Raw genomic sequence first — 16,534 nt, 5'->3', positions numbered from 1 at the left:
GCTCGCCGTCCTAGGCCGCGTGCCAAGGCGCTGGCAAGGCCGGAGGCGCAGACGCTACGTCAGCCTTGCGTTTGGTCGGGTTCGTCCACGCTAAGGGCCGGCTGCACCTGTGCGTATGGCATGACCAGCGTCCCGTCCGGTGCCGCGGTAAAGGTGGTCTGAGTCGGATAGGCGAAGTCGATCTTCTCGCGCGCGAAGATGCGCATGATGGCAACGATAATCGCCGATTTGTGCTTCGCCAGGGTATCGGCATCGCTTGTGCGATCGTCGTAAATCAGTTCGCAATCGATCGAGCTTGGACCAAATTGAGTCGCGGTGCTTCGGATTAGCCGGCACGACTTGATGGGCTTCACCGCTTCCTCAAGGATTTCCGGCAATCGCTCGATCACTTCCGCCGGCGTCTGATAAGTCAGGCCAAACGTTAGCCAGGTGCGCCGCACCTTGAGTTCGGCGATGTTGGTGAGCTCCTGTTCGAGAAGCTTGGTATTGGCCATGACCAACTGCTCGCCGGTGATCGACCGGATACGAGTCGTCTTCAGCCCGATCCTCTCGACGGTTCCGACGCTTCCTGCAGCGCCGCCGTAGCGAATCGTGTCTCCGCGCCGGAACGGCCGGTCGAAAACGATCGAGAGCGCGGCAAACAGGTCCGAGAAAATGCCCTGCGCGGCGAGGCCGATGGCGATTCCACCAATGCCTAGGCCCGCGACCAGCGCGGTGACGTTCACGCCAAGGTTGTCGAGAATGACGATGAACGCGATTGCAAAGGCGGCGACGCTGACCAGGACCCGGATCAGCGACATCGCATTGCCGAGCGTCGATGCACCCGGATCCTCGCCCACCCGGCTCTTCACGACGCCGATGACGATTTCACGAGCCCAGACCGCAACCTGCAGGGCCGCGGCGATTATGAAAATGATGTCTGCGAGCCGCGCGAGTTTCGGCGGAACCGGGGCGTAACTGACGACGATGTCGATTGCCGCCGCAACCATGAACAGGATTCCTGTTCGGGCAAGGACGTTGCCGATGATCCCCCGCCAGCGGCGGCATTCGGGGTCGCCCTCCAGCATCTTTCGGCCAAGCGCCCGAAGCAGCAGCATGACGCCGACGATGCCGGTGGCGACCAGAGCCCCGATCATCAGCCCATGAAGGTTGTCGCCAAGCCATTTTGCGATTTCGAAGACCGGCGCAGCGCCGCGCTCGGCAAGGTCACCCGTGCGGTCTGCAGCTTCCGTCAATGTGGGGGTCGAGCTGATCATGCGGCCTCCAATGGCCAAGGCAGCGCCCAGGTTCAAGCAGTGCGTCTGCGGCGGCTCCTTCGTGGCTTTTTCTTCAGAAATTTTAGAAAGCCGGTTTCGGCGCTCGACAACCACCGCCGCGCACGGGGCCGTTCCAATCCACGGAGCGGGTCTTCCGGGTTCTCCTGAAGCGCGTCAATTAGGCATGGGTGGACGTAGCTCTTCCGGCTCATCGCAATCGTGTTGCCCAAGGCCTCGGCCACCGGTTCAAGCACGGTCTTCAAGCTGATGCGCTTGCTCTCCGCCTTTTCGAGCAACTGTTCGAAAAAGATGACACTGGCGCCCCAGGTGCGAAAATGTTTGGCGGTAAAATCGCAGCCCGTGGCCTCACGAATATAGGCGTTGACGTCCGACGAGGTGACGGCCTTCGGCTCCCCGTCGCCATTGAGGTATTGGAACAGGTGCTGGCCCGGCAGGTCCTCGCACTTTCGGACAATGCGTTTCAGATTGGCATCGGTGACGGTCACCTCGTGAACGATGCCGTGCTTTCCGGTGAATCGCATCTTCAGCTTGCTGCCGACTTTCTTGAGATGCCGGCTTCGAAGCGTAGTAGCGCCGTAGCTCTTGTTTGCCTTGGCATATTGCTCGTTACCGACGCGGATATGTTCGCGGTCCAGCAGGCGCACGACCGCAGCAAGCACGGTCTCGCGTTCGAGCTTACGTTTCCGCAGGTCCTTCTCGACCTTGCGCCGAAGCTTTGGCAGGGCCTCGCCGAATTCCCGGCAGCCGTCATATTTGTTCGCGTCTTTGCTGGCGCGGAAGTCCGCGTGATAGCGATATTGCTTGCGCCCGCGGGCATCCTTGCCCGTCGCCTGGATGTGGCCGTCAGCGTCCTTGCAGAACCAGGCGTCAGTGTAGGCTGGGGGCAGTGCGACTGAATTCAGTCGCTCGATTTCGTCGCGGTCCGTGATCCGCTCGCCATTTTCATCGAAATATTGCCAGTAGCGCCCTTTTCGCTTGCGCGTGTAACCGGGCTCGGTGTCGGAAGAATGGCGCAACATTGACAGCCTGTCGTTGGTTGTCACGGCCTAAGGGCTGAGGCCAACAGATGGTTCCGTCATTCCGACTAGGAAACGAAATTATGAACGATCTCACTGGACGTCACGTCCTGATCATGGCTACCGACCGCTTCGAGGAAAGCGAGCTGTTCGGTCCCCGCGAACGGCTTCTCGCGGCGGGTGCAAGGGTCAGTCTCGCGTCGATAGAGAAGCGCCCGATCCAGGCGACGGTCCATGACGAACCGGGCAAGACGATCGCGGCGGACATTGTTCTCGCAGAGGTCAATCCTGCGGACTATGACGCGCTACTGCTTCCCGGCGGTGTCGGCAATCCCGACCGGTTGCGGATGGAATCCGAAGCTATCGCGATCATCAGGAAATTCCATTTCGACAAGAAGCCTGTAGCGGCGATCTGTCATGGCCCCTGGCTTCTCGCCGAGGCTGATATCGTCCGCGGTCGAACGGTCACCTGCTGGCCGTCCATACGCACGGATCTCCGAAATGCGGGTGCGACGGTGATCGACGAGGAAGCGGTGACTGACGGAAATCTTATCACCAGCCGCAATCCTGACGACGTTCCGGCCTTCACCGAAGCCCTGATACTGGCGTTGAAGAGCTAAACCGGTCGGCAAGGATTTGGCGTTAGGCTGGGTAAATGCCCGTGCTCTCGCCAATTCAAAGCGACCGATGGTTCGATCTTGCAGCCGCCGTGATTCCGGGCGCCGCCGCCGCTTATTCCGCATACCGGCTGGCGCCCTTGCTCGACTGGCGCCCCGAGTTCGCAATCCCGGTGGCAGCACTCCTTGTTTTTGCCCTCGGGCTAGGAACCATGCAGCTGGTTTCGCGGCGGATCCGACCCGCAGCAAAACCCTATGCTTTTCGGTCTGATACGGCGCACTTCCCCGAACTGTTGCTCGACTCATTGTGGCAGGAGGCGGTCGCGAGCGACGATGTCCTGCTGCTCGACCTGCCTGTCGAAAATGGAATAAAGGCGCTGGCTGAGCTGATCCTTGACGATCCGCTTCCACATCCCCAGCCCGATTCCCGGGTTGTCCAGCTGTTCGCGGCAAAGCCCAACCCCGGTGAGCTGGTCAACCGGATCGAGCGTCACCTGGGCCGAACGGCAGAATCGGCGCCCCCACGCCCGATGGATGCGACCGACGCACTCCGCCGCGCGTTGGAAGAACTCCGACAATCGTTACGCCAGGCATGATTCTCACTCCGCGACTGTAAGCTGGCCCTCCATCCGCTCGGCCGGACGTTCACGGTGCAATCCGACAATCCCGCCTATCCCGATTGGCCGGATTGCGCGCTCGAGACGATCCACTGCATCGGCAGCGTCATCTGGGCCGGACGCAAGGTGGCCTAGCTTCGGCGCCGCTCGACCAGCCAGACGATAAGCGCGAGGGCGAGCCCCACAATCAGGCCGATAAAGGTCCAGGCCATCGCCTCCCCGGTGGTTAGTCCGTAGACGAAACCGGCGACAATTGGCGCGATCAGGAAGAAGCCGCCAGCGGCTGGGGAATGGTTGGCCATGTCCGGCTCATGCCAGATGGCGGTCGACGATTCCACCGGCTGTCATGGTTGACGCGGCGTTGACGCCGTTTCTGCGGGCGGCGGAAACCACCTGCAGTATAAAGCGAGGTGCATGCCCTCCTATTTCCTTTCCGGACGCGCCGCATTTGAGGACGCGATGGTTCTCCTCGACGAGCATGGGGAGGACGCACCGGCAGTCGCCGCCGAGCGGGCCAATGCCAGCCGTGACCGGGAAAATGTCCTTGATTTTTGCCATTGGCGGCAGATCGAGCGGTTTTCGGCGCTGCTCGCCTCGAACGAGGTCGCCGGCTCCATCCACTAGCATTGCCGGTTTTAAGGCGTCCGGCCCTAGTCACCCTTCAACGCGCTAGCTAGGCTGGAGCCATGTCGATCCGGGGAAGACATGGCGCGGCGGGGCGCCTCGTGGCGCTCGCCCTGTGTGGTGTGGCTATGAGCTGGCCTGCTTCTACTCAGCCGGCCGACCAGGAGGATCCGACGCTGCTCGATCCGTCAGCACCGCTGGACCCGATGCCCGACCTGGGGGTCGACTGGCCGGACATGAACACGCCCGACCCGGTTCTGGAGCCGGTCGATGATCAGGCCGAACCAAGTGGCGAGGACCGGTCGGAAGCGATCGAGGACAATGTTGCGGCGCGCCGTTACGGCGTGATCCTGACCGGGCTCGGCGAGGCATCGACCGAAGACTTTCTAAAGGCCTTCCATGCTCGTTCCGCGCTTGAAGCGGACGACGATGAACCGGCCAACACGGCGCAGATCGACCGACGCGCACGCGCCGACGCAGATCTGCTGACGAGCCTGCTCCAAGCGCAAGGCTATTATGATGCCGAGGTCGAAACCGAGATCGACCGCAACGGCGATCGAATTGCGGTTGAGCTGCGCGCGACTCCGGGGCCACGCTTTCGCTTCGAGACTGTGGAATTCCCGGGCTTGGCCGAAGCTGGCGGCGATGCCGGGACGTTGCGGGAAGCTTTCGCTGTTAAGCCCGGTGACCCGGTCATCGCGAGTCAGGTCATCGCTGCCGGAATAGCCCTCAAGGTTGCGCTCGGCGAGCAGGGGTTCGCCACCGCCGAGATCGGGGAGCAGGACATCGTCGTCGATCATGTGAATGCGACGGCGAAACTCGTCCTGCCAGTCCAGCCCGGGCCGGTCGCGCATTTCGGCGAGATACGAGTGAGCGGCCAGCCGCCGTTTTCAGCCCGACATGTCTGGCGTATCGCCCGCTTCAAGCAAGGCGACCTGTTCGAGCAATCGGACGTCGACGACCTTCGCCGCGCCCTTGTCGCTACCGGGCTGGTCGCTTCGGTCGAGGCGAAGGTCGTTCCTCGCGACGCCGGGCGGGTGGCCGATATCGAAGTGAAGCTGGAGCCGGCGCCGATGCGGACCGTTGCCGGCGAGCTGGGCTACGGCACCGGCGAGGGTGTCCGCGCCGAGGCAAGCTGGCAGCACCGCAATTTCTTCAATCCCGAAGGCGCAGTTACGGTCCGCGCAGTTGCCGGCACGCAGGAACAGCTGGGCGCCGTTTCCTTCCGCCGCAACAATTTCAAGCGGCGCGACCAGGTCCTCAACGCGCAGATCCTGGCAAGCCATGTCGATCGCGACGCCTTTGAGGCCAAGACATTCAGCCTGTCGGGCGGGATCGAGCGGCAGAGCAACTTCATCTGGCAGAAGAAATGGACGTGGAGCCTTGGCGGCGAACTCATTGCGTCGGAGGAGCGCGACACGATCGAGGCGACGGGCGAGGAAAGGGAGCGAACCTTTTTCATTGGCGCGGTCCCGGCCAGCCTGGCCTATGACGGAAGCGACGACCTACTGAACCCCACTCGTGGCTTCCGCCTCGGCGGCCGGATCAGCCCGGAACTCAGCCTCCAGGGCGGAACGTTCGGCTATACCCGCGCCCAGGTCGATGCGAGCGCCTATTTTCCGTTCTCGGAGCGCGCGGTCGCAGCCGGCCGGGTTAGGCTCGGCACCATAATCGGTGCGGACCGCGACTCCATTGCTCCCTCGCGGCGTTTTTATGCGGGCGGGGGCGGATCGGTGCGCGGATACGGCTACCAGCAACTGGGACCCCGCGACATCGACAACGATCCGATCGGCGGCCGCAGCCTTGCCGAGTTCAGCCTCGAGGGGCGCTTCCGACTGAAAGCCCTGGGCGGCAATCTCGGGGTCGTTCCGTTTCTCGACGGCGGTTCGCTGACGACGAGCAGCCTGCCGAGCTTCAAGGACTGGCAGTTCGGTGCGGGCATCGGTCTCCGCTATTATTCGAGCTTCGGCCCGATCCGGATCGATGTCGGCACGCCGCTCAACCGCCAGAACGGCGACAGCCGGATCGCGGTGACGGTCTCCCTTGGCCAGGCATTCTGACGTGGCCGAAAAAGCCCTCTTCGAGCAACCAGGGGGCGATGTCCGCAAGGTCCGATTGAAGAGGCATTGGGCGAAGCGCCTCGCCACCGAGCTTGCAGTGCTGCTCCTCGCGTTGCTGATGCTGATCGGTCTTGGGCTCGTCGCCCTCGACACGGCCCCGGGTCACCGTTGGCTCGTCGACCGAATTGCCAACCTCGAGATGCGGTCCGGACTGAAGATCGAGATTGGCCGCATCGACGGTTCCGTATTCGGCGAGTCGCGACTGAAGAACGTGCGCGTTTCCGATGCGCAGGGAATCTTCCTGACCTCACCCGAAATCCGTTTGGACTGGGCCCCGGGAGCGTGGCTCGGCAACCGGCTTCACATCGACCGGCTGGAGTCCGACCGGGTGACGCTTCGCCGGCTTCCCAAGTTCCGCCCGACTGGGCGGACCGGACCAATCCTTCCGGGCTTCGACATCCATATCGGCAAGCTGGCAATCCGGCGTCTCGAACTGGGCAGGGAGGTGACTGGAAAGTCGCGGGTCGGCGCCGTGATCGGGTCGGCGGATGTTCGCAATGGCCGCGCAATGGTCCGCCTGGACGGTGGACTGAAAGGCGGCGACAGGTTCCGGCTCCTGCTCGATGCGGAGCCCGACCGCGACCGCTTCGACCTCGACGCGAGGATCAACGCGCCCGCCGATGGCCTGCTCCCGGCGATCCTCGGCAAGAAGCTTCCGATCGCACTTTCGATCGAAGGGGACGGAAGCTGGAAACGCTGGCGCGGGCGGGCGATGATGGATCTTGGCGGAAAGCGCCGGGTTTCGCTGGCGCTGGCGGCGGACAAAGGTCGCTATCGCCTTGGCGGCCGGATTGCGCCGCAGGACTTCTTCAAGGGGCGGCTGCTCCGGCTGACCTCGCCAGTTATCAATGTTCGCGGCGCGGCGACCTTAAAGGACCGGCTGCTCGACGGAGAGATAAGGCTCCGCTCACCGGCCCTTCGCGCGGTCGCTCGCGGCATTCTCGATTTAGGGCGCAACCGCTATCGCGATGTCCGGATCGGAGCCGATCTCATCCGTCCGCCCGACCTGTTCAAGAACATGACGGGTCGAAACATCCGGCTGGTCGCAACTCTCGATGGGGCGTTCGGAACGGCCGACTACTCCTATCGCCTCACGTCGCCGGGGGTGAAGTTCGACAATGTCGGGTTCGTCGACGTCCGGGCCGAGGGAAGGGGACGCGGGTCGCCGTGGCCGGTTCGCGTCCCGCTTCGGCTGTCGGCGCGCGCGGTAACCGGGGTCGGCGATGTCGCTGGCGCGATCCTTGCCAATGTCCGCATCGAAGGGTTGCTGCTTGTCTCCAAGGACCTCGTTCGCGGCGACAAGCTTAAACTCTCCAGCGACAAGCTCAGCGGTAATGTTTCGTTGCTTATCAACCTCCGGAACGGCGACTTCACCTTCCTGATTTCGGGGGACTCACGAGATATCAGATACCGGGCCTCGGGATCGTCGATGTAAAGACGGACTTGCGGGTGATTCCCGGGCCGGGCGGCAAGGCGCGCGTCGTCGGCAAGGCCGAAGCCTGGGTGCGGAGGCTCGACAATGCCTTCTTCCGCGACCTGACACGCGGGCTACCGCACCTGACCACCGATCTCGAACGTCTGCCCGACGGAATCCTGCGCTTTACGAACCTGCAGCTCAATTCGCCTGCCCTGCGTCTGTCGGGGTCCGGAATCCGGCGTCGCGACGGCACATTCCGTATCGAAGCGACGGGTCGGCAGGCGAAATATGGTCCGCTGAGGATGGTGCTCGACGGGCGGATCGAGCGTCCCCGTGTCGAGCTGCTGCTCGACCGCCCGAACGAGGCGATGGACATCCGTGCGATGCGGCTGGTGCTCGACCCGATCACAGAAGGCTATGCCTATACGGCTAGCGGCTCGTCGCGGCTCGGTCCGTTCACTTCGGACGGAAGGGTCCTCCTTCCGCGCGGCGCGCCGACGGTCATCTCGATCGCCGCCCTTGAGGTGGCAGGGACGACCGCGAAAGGCGATCTGCGCTCGGAACCTGGCGGATTCCTTGGAACGCTCCGGCTGGCGGGCGGCGGGCTGCAGGGCACGCTCGGCTTCCGGCCCGTCGATGACGCACAGGCCATTGAAGCCCATCTGGCCGCGAGCGGTGCGAGAATCCCAGGCGCGACGGAAATCGCTGTGCGTTCCGGCAAGCTCGACGGCACGATAGTCCTAGCTGAGGGCCGGACCACCCTGGACGGAACGGTGATCGCGCGTGGCCTTGCCTATGGTGCGGTCGACATTGCCCGGCTCACGGCGAGCGGCAGGCTGGTCAACGGCAGCGGCCAGGTCCGAGCCGCCGTCGCCGGGCGGAGCGGGCGGACGTTCGAGCTTGTCGGGCTCGCCGACGTCACGCCCGACCGGATTAGCATCACGGGCCGCGGCCAAATCGACCGGCGCGCGCTCACGCTTGAAAGCCCGGCCGTGTTTACGGCCGTGCCCGGCGGATGGCAGGTGGCGCCGACCCGTGTTCGGTTCGGCGGCGGGCGAGGGACCCTTTCCGGGCGGACCGGGGACAATCCTGAAATCCACGCCCAGTTGCAATCGATGCCGCTGCAGTTGCTCGACATCGGTTGGCCCGGGCTGGGGCTCAGTGGAATTGCCACCGGCCGACTGGATTATCAGTGGCACGGTTCCGGCGGACGGCCCAGCGGCCGAGCCGACCTCCGCGTTCGGGGGCTCAGTCGCTCCGGCCTCGTTCTCTCATCCAAACCGATTGACCTTGGCCTCGCGGCGGTGCTTGAGAATGGCAAGGCGGCGATGCGCGCGGTGGCGGTTAGCGATGGCAATACCATCGGGCGTGCCCAGGCCCGCTTCGCGCCGCTCGGAAGCGGGCCGATCATTGCCGAGCTGATGAACGCCCCAATGTTTCTGCAGGTTCGCTACGCCGGCCCTGCGGACACCCTGTGGCGGCTTTCTGGGGTCGAGGTGTTCGATCTCAGCGGTCCAATCGCGGTCGGGGCCGATATCCGGGGACGTCTGGTCGATCCGACAATCCGCGGTTCGATCCGCAGTGAGAGTGCAAGGATCGAGAGCGCGGTAACCGGCATGGTCCTGCAGAATGTGGCAACGTCCGGCCGTTTCGGCGGATCGCGCCTGATCATCGACCGGATCGGCGGCCGAACTCCGGCTGGCGGAACCGTAAGCGGTTCCGGGGCCATAGACTTCTCGGGCGGCTCCCCGTCATTCGATCTCGATTTCAATGTCACCAACGCCGAACTGCTTGGCCGCGACGATCTTGCGGCCACGGTGACCGGGCCGATCCGCATTCGCTCGGATGGCGCCGGCGGCAATATTTCCGGCCAGCTCAAACTCGAACGCGGCCGGTTCACGCTCGGGCAGGCGACCGGGGCTTCGGGCGTACCGCAACTGAAGGTCCGCCATGTCGGTCGCGATGAGGACGAGATCATCGAGATTCGCCAGCTCGCACCCTGGAATCTCAGCCTGAAAGTCGATGGCGAACTGACTGTCCGCGGGCTCGGTATCGACAGCCGCTGGACGACCGACGTGACGATCGGCGGTAACGTCTCCGCGCCGCGGCTGACTGGGCGAGCTGACCTCGTTCGCGGAAATTACGAATTTGCCGGGCGCGGCTTCCGCCTGGAACGCGGAATCATCCGATTCCGCGGGGAAAGCCCCCCGATCCCCTGCTCGACATTCGCGCCGAGGCGCAGGTCCAGGGCTGGATGCGGCCGTGCTCGTTCGAGGGACCGGCCTCAAGCCTGAGATTACGTTCTCCAGCGTTCCGCAATTGCCGCAGGACGAATTGCTGTCGCGCATTCTGTTCGGCACCTCCATTACCAATCTCTCGCCGCCGGAGGCGGTGCAGCTCGCTGCGGCGGTCGCTTCCCTCCAGTCCGGATCGGGAGGCCTCGACCCCATAAACGCCGTTCGGCGTGCAGTCGGCCTCGACCGCTTGAGGATCGTCCCGGCGGATGTCGCTACCGGACAGCGGACCGCGATCTCCGCCGGGAAATATATCGGTCGCAAGCTGTACGTCGAAGTCATCACCGACGGTCAGGGCTATTCCGCCACCCGGGTGGAATATCAGGTCACCCGCTGGCTCTCCCTCCTTTCGACGATTTCAACGATTGGCAGGACGAGCGCCAACGTGCGGATTTCGAAGGATTATTAATTGATGCAGGGGGAAAGTAGACGGGCGGAAATCCTCCTGCTCGCGATTTTCGGTATCGTCCTGCCGTTCATCCTCGGCAGCTCGCTGCTGATCTTCAACGACGGCGACGTGAGATGGCACATCGCGGCGGGGCAATGGATTCTTGATCACGGCGCGTTGCCCGTCGCGGACCCGTTTTCGTTCACCTTTCCGGGCGCGAAGTGGGTGACGTTCGAGTGGATGTCGCAATTGCTCTATGGCGCCGCGTACCGCCTGGCCGGCTTCGGCGGCGTTGCGGCTCTGGCATCTGCGGCGATCGTCGCACTGCATCTGATCGTCGTAGCCCAAGGGCGGCGTCATGTCGGGCCGTGGGGGATCGCGGCGACAGTCGTGCTGATGGACCTTGCGCTCATCCCTATGATGCTCGCGCGCCCGCACCTGCTGGCTTGGCCATTGCTAGCCGGCTGGATCGCGATCCTGCTCCGCGCACGTGATGCGGACACAGCGCCGCCGCTTGCGGCAGCCCTGTTGGTCGTCCCCTGGGCGAACTTGCACGGCAGCTGGGCGCTGGGCATCGTAATCGCGGGATTTGTCGCCCTCGATCATTGTCTGGAGCGGCGCTGGCATTGGCCGGTGGTCAGGGCCTGGCTTCTGTTCGGGATTCTCGCGACCGCCGGGGCGATGATCACGCCCAACGGGCTCGACGGTTTCGTCCATCCCTTGACGGTCTCAAAGCTCGAAACGCTGCCGCTGATCGTCGAGTGGCGACCGAGCGATCCGGCGCGCACGCCCTTCTTCTTCGTGGCGCTCGCGGCGACTATCCTCATTCTGCTCTGGCGGGGCTTTCGAATTCGGCCACTGATTGCGTTTCTTCTACTCGTTCTCCTCGCCATGGCGCTTCACCAAATGCGCCATCAGGCCATGCTCGCGATCGCGGCGGCGATGATCGTCCCGCGCTCGCTTATCCGGGAAAGTCTTCGCCCTCCGCTATTCGCCGGATCCGAGCGCCGGCTTGCGATCGGCGGCACAGCCTTCGCCATTGCCGCACTGGCCCTGTTCCGGGCGGCCAACCCGCTCGAACCTGCGGAGAATGGCGCGAACCCGCGATCCGCAATCGCGGCCATACCCGCCGACCTCCGCGATAAGCCCATGCTCAACGGCTACGGCTTCGGCGGTCCCATGATCTTTCAGGGAATGAAGGTGTTCATCGACGGGCGGTCGGACTTTTACGGCGATGCATTCATGATCGCTTATCAGCGCATGGTCGATGGCGATCGCGCTGCCCTCGGCGACGCGATCACCCGCTATGACCTTGGATGGTCGATTCTGCCGCCGCGCTACGACAAGCTGATTGCAAATCTCGACCGCGATCCGCGTTGGATTCGCATTCACTCGGACCCGGTGGCGATCATCCACCGCCGAATCGACATCCCTAGCGCTTCAGGAAGCCCTCGAGCGATTCCTTGATTTCGCTAAGGGGCGAATGATTCCAGTCGTTCCAGGCATCCGCTGCCTCCTTGGGCGAGCGGAGATATTCCGGGCGCGCCCAGCGATGGTCGGCCACCTGGGGCCTGCTGCGGGAGAGCAGGCCGATATCGAACGCGCGATCGAACTTCACGCCGATCTGGTCGCCATGAGACCAGCTGATTTTGGCGAAATGCTGCCCTGCATTGCCAAGATCGAGCAAGATCTCGGCACCGATCGGAAAGCTTCTCGGGCTTTCGACCAATGCGCCGCTCTCTGAAATGTTGCGCAGGCGGACTCGTTCGCTGTCGTGGTTGTAATGGATCTCGCCCGACCAGATCAGCGGATGGCGTTGGGCCTCGCGCTTTTGACTTTCGACACTGAGCGCCCCCTTGGGCTGCGAGCTATCCGTGATGGGCGCGGCCGGTGCCGACTTGATGTCGGGGAAGGATCGCCTGAGAACATCGAGAAGCATGCTGTCGCGCTTCGTGGAGGCACCTTCGATCTGCGTCTCGTGTGCGAATTCGAGCCCTATCCGCCCGCCCCGAATCCACCGCACAGCGCATTCGATCTTGAATTCGCCGCCCAGGACCAAGTGGACCTTCTGCCACATCTGCAAATCAGCATCGGTCGCAATCATTGCCCCGCCGCCCGACAGGTTCACGAGTTCGACAGTGCGCTTCTTACCCCGCACCAGCAGCTCTGCCTGCTCGCTGGAGAGCCGGTGGCGATCCCCGTCGCGATGATCGGCCGAGCGCTTGGTCGAACGTGGGACGGGAACGGATCCCAGACCAGCTTCCTCCGACGCGCCGGAAGGACGCTTTTCGGGCATGGACGGACCACTAGGCGAAAAGCCGCCTCCGCCTTCGATCGCGGCGCGAAAGCTGTTCATCGATCGGACCTCGCATGACATGTCGCGCCTATTTTGCGCAGGCGAGGGTTACGAAACAGCTAACCCGGGTTGGTTAACGGTCCGCCCTTAGCCGGAATAATACATGTCGAACTCGACCGGGCTCGGGGTCATCTCCAGTCGCATGACCTCTTCCCACTTCAGCTCCATGTAAGCGTCGATCTGGTCGTCGCTGAACACGTCGCCCTTGGTGAGGAACGCGCGGTCCTGGTCCAGCGCGATCAGCGCCTCTCGCAGGCTTCCGCACACGGTCGGCACATTGACCAACTCGGCGGGCGGCAGGTCGTAGAGATTCTTGTCCATCGCCTCGCCGGGATGGATGCGGTTCTGAATGCCATCAAGGCCGGCCATCATCATCGCCGAGTAGGCAAGGTACGGATTGGCCAGCGGGTCCGGGAAGCGGAACTCGATTCGCTTCGACTTGTCGCCGGTGCCGTAGGGGATGCGGCAGGAAGCGGAGCGGTTGCGGCTCGAATAAGCGAGGAGGACCGGAGCTTCGAAGCCTGGAACCAGCCTTTTGTAGCTGTTGGTGGATGGATTGGTGAAGGCGTTGAGCGCGCGGGCATGCTTGATGACCCCGCCAATGAAATACAGCGCCATTTCGCTTAAGCCGGCATAGCCGTTGCCCGCGAAGAGGGGCTTGCCGCCCTTCCAGATCGACATGTGCACGTGCATTCCGCTGCCGTTGTCCTTGGCGATCGGCTTGGGCATGAACGTCGCCGTCTTCCCGTAGGCCTGGGCGACCATGTGCACGACATATTTGTAGATCTGCATGCGGTCCGCCGTCTGCGTTAGCGTGCCGTAGGTTAGGCCGAGTTCGTGCTGCGCTGGCGCTACCTCGTGATGGTGCTTGTCGCAGGGCAGGCCCATCTCCAGCATGGTCGAGACCATTTCGCTGCGGATGTCGCCCGCGCTGTCGATTGGCGCCACCGGGAAGTAGCCGCCCTTGGCGCGCGGCCGGTGGGCAAGGTTGCCGCCTTCATACTCGCGCCCGCTGTTGTGCGGCAGTTCGACGTCGTCGAGCCGGAATGACGAGGCGGCATAGCCGTCCTCGAAGCGGACATCGTCGAACATGAAAAATTCGGCTTCCGGGCCGACGTAGAGCGTGTCGCCGACACCACTCGCCTTGAGATAGGCCTCGGCGCGGGTCGCGGTCGAGCGCGGGTCGCGGCCGTAAAGTTCGCCGGTAGCCGGGTCGACAATGTTGCAGAACAGGATCAGCATCGGCGTGGCGCTGAACGGATCCACGTAGCTCGACTCAAGGTCCGGCTTCAGGATCATGTCGCTCTCGTTGATCGCCTTCCATCCGGCGATCGACGAACCGTCGAACATCAGGCCGTCGGTCAGCTGGTCCTCGTCGAGGGCGGAGGCGACCATCCCAAGATGCTGCCACTTGCCCTTGGGATCGGTGAAGCGGAGATCCACCCACTCGATTTCCTGTTCGTCGATGATCTTGAGGATTTTCGCTGCCGCGCTCGCCATGTCCCGCTCCCGATAGAGGAATCGGCCGCGTTCGCCGCGGCTTCGCCGGACGCATCCCAGACCAGCCCGATTCGGGAAAGACGAGCGTGAATATTTGACCAGAAACCGTGGTCTAGAATGCCCGGCGCTGGGCCTGCACCAGCATTCGCAAGAGCATCGCGACAGGCCGCGGTACGCCGACCTTGCCTTCCAGCCATAAGCTTACCGTCGAGCGCGACACCCCTATTGCGGTGGCAAGGTCGCCCTGCGTCCGGTAACCGAGCGTCCGCATGAGCCGCTTCAGCTCATCCGGCGACATGGAAGCGAGGCGGGGGTCCTGGTCCAACTGCCGGGTCTATATGGCGTCGACGCCGCGATCGCCGGTGCGAATCCGGACCGCCTCCTCAATTGGCAGGACGAATATCTTGCCGTCGCCGATTCTTCCCGTTCGGGCCGCATTCTCGATCGCTTCGACGGCGCGATGGACCTGATCGTCCTCGACGACGAGCTCGATCTTTACCTTGGGGATGAAGTCGACGACATATTCGGCGCCGCGATAGAGCTCGGTATGACCCTTCTGCCTGCCGAATCCCTTCACTTCGCTGACCGTCATTCCGCTGACCCCGGCGTCGTGTAACGCATCTTTCACGTCGTCTAGCTTGAACGGCTTGATGACGGCCTCGATCTTTTTCATGGGGCGAGACGTTAGTCCTGCCGCAACGCTGCCGCAATTGACGGCTTGAGGGTCAGCCGATGAAAGCGATCATCCTTTCTGCAGGGCAGGGCTCCCGCCTCGGCCACCTGACCGACGACCGGCCTAAGTGCCTCATCGCGTTCGCCGGTCGGACGTTGCTCGACCGCCAGCTCGACACACTGGCCGCCAATGGGATTACCGAATCGGTGGTCGTCACCGGCTTCCGCGACGATCAGATCGAGCGGGCGCTGGAGCGGCGCCGGGCGGCAGGAGATGGCCCGAACGTCCGGACGGTCTTCAACCCCTTCTTCAAGGTCGCCGACAATCTGGGCTCCCTCTATCTCGTCCGCGAGGAGCTGAAAGGCGACTGCCTAGTGTGGAACGGCGACACGCTCGTCTCCAACAGCCTGATGGCGAAAGTTATCGCCAACCAGCAATCGGGCATCTGCGTCACCGTCGACCGCAAGGACGGCTATGATGATGACGACATGAAGGTCGTCCGCGACGAGGGCTCAGGCCGGCTTCAGGCGATCGGAAAGCGTATTTCGTCGGGCGTCAATGCCGAATCGATCGGATTATTGGCGTTCCGGAATGGCGGCGCGGAGCGATTCGCCGAGGCGATCGAACGCGAGATGCGGACCGCGGAGGGCACCACCGTCTGGTACCTGCGAGTGATCCACTACATGGCGCAGGAGGGCGAGATCTGGACGCTCGACATCAATGGCGAGGAATGGGGCGAGGTCGACTTCCCCCAGGACGTCGCCCGCGCGGAGCAGTTGGTGGCGAGCTGGTAAGACAGACGCCTAGTAAGGCGGCGCGTCGAAACCTTTTGGGCTCTTGGTGAAAATCTCGCAGCCGTCTTCAGTGATGCCGATCGAGTGCTCGAACTGGGCGGACAGCGACCGGTCGCGTGTGACCGCCGTCCAGCCATCTTCGAGAATTTTGCAGTCCGGCTTGCCGAGATTGATCATCGGTTCGACCGTGAAGAACATTCCCGGCTTCAGCTCGACGCCGGTTCCCGGACGGCCGGCATGGATCACCTCCGGCGAGTCGTGGAACAGCTTGCCGAGGCCATGCCCGCAGAAATCGCGGACGACGCCATAGCGATGCTTCTCCGCATGGCTCTGGATCGCGTGGGCGACATCGCCGAGCCGATTGCCGGGCTTCGCCTGTTCCAACCCAAGCATGAGGCATTCATAGGTTACCTCGACCAGCCGCCGCGCCTTCAGCGGCACATCGCCGACCAGGAACATGCGGCTGGTGTCGCCGTGCCAGCCGTCGAGCGTCGGAGTGACGTCGATATTGACGATGTCACCGTCCTTCAGCGGCTTTTCGCTGGGAATCCCATGACAGACGACATGATTGATCGAGATGCAGCAGCTCTTGGTATAGCCGCGATAGCCGAGCGTTGCGGGCACTCCGCCTGCATCAACCGTCATGCGGTAAACGATGTCATCGAGTTCCTGCGTCGTAACTCCGGGAACGACGTGCGGAACCAGCGCGTCCAGTATATCGGCCGCCAAGCGACCGGCTTTCCGCATTCCTTCGAACCCTTCGGGCCCGTGGAGCTTGATCGTCCCATCGCGATATTCGGCGCGATCGCCGGGCGCAACTTGTACGTAATTGGTCATTGCA

The 16,534-nt window shown here is 63.3% G+C and carries 17 protein-coding genes; 9 read left to right on the top strand and 8 right to left on the bottom strand.

What is annotated here, in order from left to right:
• Positions 1–59: 59 nt before the first annotated feature.
• Both G7076_RS07410 and G7076_RS07405 read right to left on the bottom strand, forming a co-directional pair.
• Entirely contained in the window at positions 60–1,256 is a 1,197-nt protein-coding gene (locus G7076_RS07410) for a mechanosensitive ion channel domain-containing protein (RefSeq protein ID WP_166201692.1), read from the bottom strand.
• Between the two features lie 32 nt (positions 1,257–1,288).
• Positions 1,289–2,296, bottom strand: a complete 1,008-nt coding sequence (locus G7076_RS07405; protein WP_166201691.1) for a DNA topoisomerase IB — start codon at positions 2,294–2,296, stop codon at positions 1,289–1,291.
• 80 nt (positions 2,297–2,376) lie between these two features.
• Here G7076_RS07405 and G7076_RS07400 point away from each other — a divergent pair, with 80 nt between their 5' ends.
• Entirely contained in the window at positions 2,377–2,913 is a 537-nt protein-coding gene (locus G7076_RS07400; RefSeq protein WP_166201689.1) for a type 1 glutamine amidotransferase domain-containing protein, read from the top strand.
• Between the two features lie 35 nt (positions 2,914–2,948).
• Positions 2,949–3,506, top strand: a complete 558-nt coding sequence (locus G7076_RS07395; protein WP_166201687.1) for a hypothetical protein — start codon at positions 2,949–2,951, stop codon at positions 3,504–3,506.
• 152 nt (positions 3,507–3,658) lie between these two features.
• Here G7076_RS07395 and G7076_RS07390 read toward each other — a convergent pair whose 3' ends face one another.
• Positions 3,659–3,865, bottom strand: coding sequence for a hypothetical protein (locus tag G7076_RS07390; protein ID WP_166201685.1), 207 nt, complete (start codon positions 3,863–3,865; stop codon positions 3,659–3,661).
• A gap of 76 nt (positions 3,866–3,941) precedes the next feature.
• Here G7076_RS07390 and G7076_RS07385 point away from each other — a divergent pair, with 76 nt between their 5' ends.
• The 6 genes from G7076_RS07385 to G7076_RS07360 all read left to right on the top strand — a co-directional run bounded on the left by G7076_RS07385 (position 3,942) and on the right by G7076_RS07360 (position 11,837).
• Complete coding sequence (locus G7076_RS07385) at positions 3,942–4,151, top strand: hypothetical protein (protein WP_166201683.1); 210 nt, start codon at positions 3,942–3,944, stop codon at positions 4,149–4,151.
• Positions 4,152–4,213: 62 nt separating this feature from the next.
• Positions 4,214–6,211 (top strand): BamA/TamA family outer membrane protein, encoded by a 1,998-nt coding sequence (locus tag G7076_RS07380; RefSeq protein ID WP_166201681.1) that lies wholly within the window; start codon positions 4,214–4,216, stop codon positions 6,209–6,211.
• 1 nt (position 6,212) lies between these two features.
• A complete protein-coding gene (locus G7076_RS07375; protein WP_166201679.1) occupies positions 6,213–7,706 on the top strand; it encodes a hypothetical protein in 1,494 nt (497 codons plus the stop codon).
• A gap of 14 nt (positions 7,707–7,720) precedes the next feature.
• Positions 7,721–9,982, top strand: a complete 2,262-nt coding sequence (locus tag G7076_RS12690) for a translocation/assembly module TamB domain-containing protein (protein ID WP_277343928.1) — start codon at positions 7,721–7,723, stop codon at positions 9,980–9,982.
• Positions 9,951–10,391, top strand: coding sequence for a translocation/assembly module TamB domain-containing protein (locus G7076_RS12685; RefSeq protein ID WP_166201675.1), 441 nt, complete (start codon positions 9,951–9,953; stop codon positions 10,389–10,391). Before G7076_RS12690 ends, G7076_RS12685 begins: the two co-directional genes overlap by 32 nt.
• The gene (locus tag G7076_RS07360; protein ID WP_166201673.1) at positions 10,392–11,837 is read left to right on the top strand and encodes a hypothetical protein; all 1,446 of its coding nucleotides are present in this window, start codon (positions 10,392–10,394) and stop codon (positions 11,835–11,837) included.
• Here G7076_RS07360 and G7076_RS07355 read toward each other — a convergent pair.
• The 4 genes from G7076_RS07355 to G7076_RS07340 all read right to left on the bottom strand — a co-directional run bounded on the left by G7076_RS07355 (position 11,803) and on the right by G7076_RS07340 (position 14,899).
• Positions 11,803–12,726 carry a PilZ domain-containing protein gene (locus G7076_RS07355; RefSeq protein ID WP_166201672.1) on the bottom strand — a complete coding sequence of 308 codons (924 nt, stop codon included), beginning with the start codon at positions 12,724–12,726 and terminating at the stop codon, positions 11,803–11,805. The two genes, G7076_RS07360 and G7076_RS07355, sit on opposite strands and share 35 nt — an antisense overlap.
• 87 nt (positions 12,727–12,813) lie before the next feature.
• Positions 12,814–14,226, bottom strand: a complete 1,413-nt coding sequence (glnA, locus tag G7076_RS07350; RefSeq protein WP_166201670.1) for a type I glutamate--ammonia ligase — start codon at positions 14,224–14,226, stop codon at positions 12,814–12,816.
• Between the two features lie 112 nt (positions 14,227–14,338).
• Positions 14,339–14,551 (bottom strand): helix-turn-helix domain-containing protein, encoded by a 213-nt coding sequence (locus G7076_RS07345; protein WP_240913739.1) that lies wholly within the window; start codon positions 14,549–14,551, stop codon positions 14,339–14,341.
• A gap of 9 nt (positions 14,552–14,560) precedes the next feature.
• Positions 14,561–14,899, bottom strand: coding sequence for a P-II family nitrogen regulator (locus G7076_RS07340; RefSeq protein WP_166201668.1), 339 nt, complete (start codon positions 14,897–14,899; stop codon positions 14,561–14,563).
• Between the two features lie 59 nt (positions 14,900–14,958).
• On the opposite strand from G7076_RS07340, the gene G7076_RS07335 reads away from it, so the two are divergent.
• Entirely contained in the window at positions 14,959–15,693 is a 735-nt protein-coding gene (locus G7076_RS07335) for a phosphocholine cytidylyltransferase family protein (protein ID WP_166201666.1), read from the top strand.
• A gap of 9 nt (positions 15,694–15,702) precedes the next feature.
• On the opposite strand, the gene map is transcribed toward G7076_RS07335, so the two are convergent.
• On the bottom strand, positions 15,703–16,530 hold the full coding sequence (gene map, locus G7076_RS07330; RefSeq protein WP_166201664.1) for a type I methionyl aminopeptidase: 828 nt from the start codon (positions 16,528–16,530) through the stop codon (positions 15,703–15,705).
• Between the last annotated feature and the right edge of the window lie 4 nt (positions 16,531–16,534).

Origin of the sequence: Sphingomonas sp. HDW15A, from assembly GCF_011301715.1 — a bacterium.
GTDB lineage: Bacteria > Pseudomonadota > Alphaproteobacteria > Sphingomonadales > Sphingomonadaceae > Sphingomicrobium.
Note: the sequence above shows the minus strand (reverse complement) of the source record. Positions and strands in the feature narration are given on the sequence as shown.

Bases quoted from the DNA above. Each gene is read 5' to 3' on its own strand.
- G7076_RS07410 (WP_166201692.1), bottom strand. From the start codon at position 1,256: ATGATCAGCTCGACCCCCACATTGACGGAAGCTGCAGACCGCACGGGT.
- G7076_RS07405 (WP_166201691.1), bottom strand. From the start codon at position 2,296: ATGTTGCGCCATTCTTCCGACACCGAGCCCGGTTACACGCGCAAGCGA.
- G7076_RS07400 (WP_166201689.1), top strand. From the start codon at position 2,377: ATGAACGATCTCACTGGACGTCACGTCCTGATCATGGCTACCGACCGC.
- G7076_RS07395 (WP_166201687.1), top strand. From the start codon at position 2,949: ATGCCCGTGCTCTCGCCAATTCAAAGCGACCGATGGTTCGATCTTGCA.
- G7076_RS07385 (WP_166201683.1), top strand. From the start codon at position 3,942: ATGCCCTCCTATTTCCTTTCCGGACGCGCCGCATTTGAGGACGCGATG.
- G7076_RS07380 (WP_166201681.1), top strand. From the start codon at position 4,214: ATGTCGATCCGGGGAAGACATGGCGCGGCGGGGCGCCTCGTGGCGCTC.
- G7076_RS07355 (WP_166201672.1), bottom strand. From the start codon at position 12,726: ATGAACAGCTTTCGCGCCGCGATCGAAGGCGGAGGCGGCTTTTCGCCT.
- glnA (WP_166201670.1), bottom strand. From the start codon at position 14,226: ATGGCGAGCGCGGCAGCGAAAATCCTCAAGATCATCGACGAACAGGAA.
- G7076_RS07340 (WP_166201668.1), bottom strand. From the start codon at position 14,899: ATGAAAAAGATCGAGGCCGTCATCAAGCCGTTCAAGCTAGACGACGTG.
- G7076_RS07335 (WP_166201666.1), top strand. From the start codon at position 14,959: ATGAAAGCGATCATCCTTTCTGCAGGGCAGGGCTCCCGCCTCGGCCAC.
- map (WP_166201664.1), bottom strand. From the start codon at position 16,530: ATGACCAATTACGTACAAGTTGCGCCCGGCGATCGCGCCGAATATCGC.